3 protein-coding genes are annotated in these 4289 nt (G+C 29.6%); all 3 read right to left on the reverse strand.

Annotated features, from left to right (window positions below; genetic code table 11):
* Positions 1-74: 74 nt before the first annotated feature.
* Positions 75-1475: a hypothetical protein gene (locus tag ACFFIT_RS04345; RefSeq protein WP_385876428.1), complete on the reverse strand. Its 1401-nt coding sequence runs from the start codon at positions 1473-1475 to the stop codon at positions 75-77.
* Positions 1476-2636: 1161 nt separating this feature from the next.
* Positions 2637-2852: a transposase gene (locus tag ACFFIT_RS04350; protein ID WP_385876429.1), complete on the reverse strand. Its 216-nt coding sequence runs from the start codon at positions 2850-2852 to the stop codon at positions 2637-2639.
* Between the two features lie 153 nt (positions 2853-3005).
* Positions 3006-3314, reverse strand: a complete 309-nt coding sequence (locus tag ACFFIT_RS04355) for a transposase (RefSeq protein WP_385876430.1) — start codon at positions 3312-3314, stop codon at positions 3006-3008.
* Positions 3315-4289: the final 975 nt, after the last annotated feature.

Below are 4289 nucleotides of genomic sequence, written 5' to 3' on the forward strand. Positions count from 1 at the left end.
TTTATTACGAGTTGTTCTGTTGCGCACATAAGAATTTATTTTAAATATAAAAAACATTATCGCGCTGAGTAATTCTAATTATTCCCTTCAATTTTTTTCTTTAACTCTTCTATATAAGCATAATTTTTTTGTTCAGCAACAGATAAGATTTTTTCTGCTTCATCTTTATTCTCACTTAAAACAAAATATTTAAAATAATGACCATTTACTGGGTTATTTTGATTTATTAGGACGTAAAGGTACTTTTTTTCTAAATAACTGTATAAATCGAAATGCTTATTAAAAATAAACAAAGGAATGACAATAAAGAAAAAACCAAAAAGTATATTAATTTTTGTTGTGCCGCGTTTTATAAATTCCACTCTGCTTTCATTAAATTCAGTTTTTTCTCTGGTAACAAAGGAATTTGTCTTGGAGGTGGAATTTTTTAAATTTTCATTTTGGGAAAACCTAGATGCATATATTAGAAAGACAGTCATTGTAAAATAATAGCTAATGAAAAAGTAATGTCCCTGGAGCCAGAGCCAATCCGAAACTTTAATTAACTCATTTTGTTCAACCTTACTATACGTAAAAATGCCAATAGACAAAAGTAGGATATTTGATAAAACTAAAAATATTAGAATTGCTTTGTTTAGCATGATCTTTTTAAAAAATAAAAATCGATCAGACAGAAAAAAGCTTTGCATTAATATGGTAGTAAATACCACCATAAAGATATTGCAAGCAGTTATAAATCCCTCTAAAAGACCAGTATCATCACTTGGCGGAATACTATATCTAAGTAACAACAAAGTGAAAATTAGTGCGAAAGGAAAAATAATTTGGTAAAGAGCAAGATTGATTCGCACAAGTTTAGCTCTCAACCATGTACAAATCTCCAGAAAAACATGGATGAAAACAATTAATACAATTACAAAATTTTCAGCACCCAGGAATTTAGGAAAATTAATACATAATACAACGTAAATTAAAAGAAATAGTGATAAAACGAGAAGGTTTTGACTTACCTTTAATGTTAATTTTTCATTATTGATAAAAGGATTATCCCCTGAAACCCAAACCTGAGCAAGTGGCAGGAGAAACATTATAATCATTATTTGATACACAACAAGTAAGTCCCTATGACTCTCATTAACTAACCAATCATTCTTATAATTTAATTCGCCCCCTAAAAGAAAATATTGAATTGAAATTAAAAATGCTGGAAGCAATAAAGTTTTAAGTAATACAAATCGGTTGTTTGTTGCATTATTTGACGGTAACTGTAAAAGGATAAGCCCAAGCAAAGGGAAGCCAAAATATAGAGCATAAAGTATTAGATAATTTGGGTTCTCAAAATTAATGAAATCTGTTTCATAAGAGTATATGCTACCAAGGTCATCTAGCCCCAAAAATAGAAAAAAACGAATTTGAAACAAAGCGAAGATGGCAACGCTGAAAAAGCTGATAAAAAAAACAATAAATAATTTCATAAATTCCCATGAAAGTATATTTAAAAGAAAAGTTAGGCATAATCTATGCAGCGTATTGAAGTTCTGGTAGCATTTTTTTATTTACTTGAGCAATCACATGTTATTATAAGTAATATAATTGTGCTTTTAAAGCAAACTTCTAAATTATTATACCTTGTGTAATTGCTCTGAAATGCTGTCAATCGAGCACTTTTTGTATAAAAACTTATCTATTGAGTTTAGATTTCAGTCCTTACCATAGTTGCTTTGGGATGAAGGTTGATTTATTAAGGCTTACTATCAGCTATTTTGAAGCTAATGAGTCATAACCTGTATCGACTATAAAACATTTAAAACCATCAATATACTAAAAAAATCTTCTGTATACGTTCCATCATGCCGTTTTCCTACACTGAGTTATTTTTGAATAGATAGTTCAAAACTATCAACAATAAGATGTTTTTTATAAGATGTTTTTTAGTTGAATTACTCCCTCGGCTTTAAGCGATGGCTTCAGAGCAATCAGTAAACACTCATTCTTTTGTTATTCAATGAGTCAGCTTTGTTAAAATCACGAACAAATCTTGTTTATGAGCCCATCGATTCAATCGTTTTTGAACAGTACTCCAATTTCAAAATTTACAGTGTAAATCTCACAAAGACACTCCTGATAGTTCCTAACTTATAGGCTCTCAAAAAAATCGGACTGCTTATTTGCTATAACCAATATTAGCACGGTTAAAAAATTTTGTAGGAAATCCCATTGATACTACAACTCAAAATCAATCTTGGCAGAACATTTATTCTTTTATCATAAATTAGCTAGCTAATTTAAAAACTACATCGCATTTATCAAAAACCATTTACTTCAATGAGCTGTTTATCAACTACTTTATACAAATTTTTTTATCATTCATTCAATGTCAACAGGCCTAAGTTATATTGATTTCTTTGATTACTTATCATTTTCTCATGAGATTAATTTTGAAGTTTTTAAAAATATCTAGTGTATCAAATAAAATATTTTTCTATACATATTTTACATAAAGGTTCTATTGATAATAAGTAGGAAGTTTAATACTAAACTAAAAATAAACTCCCTTTTCCAAGACTTTAATTGATGTTCAAAATGCCTTTCATACGGCACCATTGGCTGAGTTCTTCGCCAGTTAAAGCATGAGATTATGCAATGGCTAATAATTTTTCTAGAGCTGACCACTGTCTACTATCTGAAGAGAGTTGATTTAATTGTTCTTTATGATTTCTAAGCCAAGCATCTAAAGAGCTTTTAGATACATTGAGTTCTTTGGCTACATCTTTCAGAGACCGGTCTCCTCTATTATTAGCCAATTTAATTGCATTCATTTTAAATTCATCTGAAAATTTTGGGTTAGCCATATTTTTAAATCTCCTATTATTTAATGATAGTGTACTATAAAATTATTAACAACTATCCTAATTGATAGGGCCAGTAATAATAACTATTGCGATTGGCGTTAAATACTGAACATAATGTTTGTACTGGGTAGCTTTGGTCGAGTTTCTTGATTATCAAGAATTGTTCAGCGTGTCTATCATGAGCAAAGCTGAAGCCTTTTTTAAGATTTCATTATGTAGTTTAAGCTTTGCGATTTCTTTTTTAAGCTTCTGTATTTCAACTAGTTCTGGAGATATCGCTGAACCCGATGCTACCTTGCCATTTTGTTCATCTTTATACTGTTTAACCCATTTGCCTAGTCTAGATAAACTCACATTCATGACTTGAGCCGCTTCTTGTACCGAATGATTGTGCTCAGTCACTAATTTGACACATTCAAGTTTGAATTCAGTACTAAAAACACGTCTTGTTTTCTTGGTCATAATTTTACCCTCATTATTTAATGATACTCATTCTATCACCTCTTAATGAGTGTCCGAAATCGGTATACCAGAACAAATTAACTTTTGTTTGATCGTTTTTTTAATGTGTAATTCATCAGGTTTATAAATCATTTCAACGCTTGTTTTACTTTTTGTAGTACCCCATTCATAGCTATTGCTTATGAGTTACATCAAAAAGAGAGTTAAAACTGTTGTCCACTTTTTAAGCTTAGTAATAATAAAATGATCACTAAGATGAGATGAGATGAGATGAGATGAGATGAGATGAGATGAGATGAGATAAATATTACTGATTCAATACAATTTATATCAAATACAGATTTGATCATTTTTGCCGTCATAGGTATTTATTTCTTCATTTCGAGAAGCGGAATTATATGCAATAAATTCAGTGTAGTTCTGTTAAGAGATGCCAAATTTTTTGCTGCAATCTTATTATAGACAGTGCTTTGATCTTCCTTTAATGTTACAGAGACTATCCAATTTAATTTATTTTATATACCTGAGTGCATAAGAAAGATTTTAAATACTTTTACTGCACGCTTTACCCTTGTGCAAGCATAAGAAGAAATAACATGGGTTCCTATTTTTTTAGTTTGTTTTATCCACTATTTTAACTTAGATTAAAATTGAAATTATATTCATCAATAAACTGAAGTAATTCTTCGGATATCTGAACATTTCCATCCGATAATTTGGTCGTATAGAGATAATACGTTTGACTAATTACTTTAATTTCACAAGCTAAAAGAATATTTGTCTAATGCCTATGTGTTTAACTCTTTTGGTTCGATAATATTCCTATACGCTTACTTTAGTACTTTCCTTTATTCGCTTCTTACCTAATTTTGATTTTTTGCACTCTCAAAAATTCATTTTTTGAACTACGAATTTTTTTTCATGTTCTGCAAACTTTTTCATCATAGGCATAACTATGCCAGTAAATTTTAATCT

Source organism: Thorsellia kenyensis (assembly GCF_042432445.1).
GTDB classification, from domain to species: domain Bacteria; phylum Pseudomonadota; class Gammaproteobacteria; order Enterobacterales; family Thorselliaceae; genus Thorsellia; species Thorsellia kenyensis.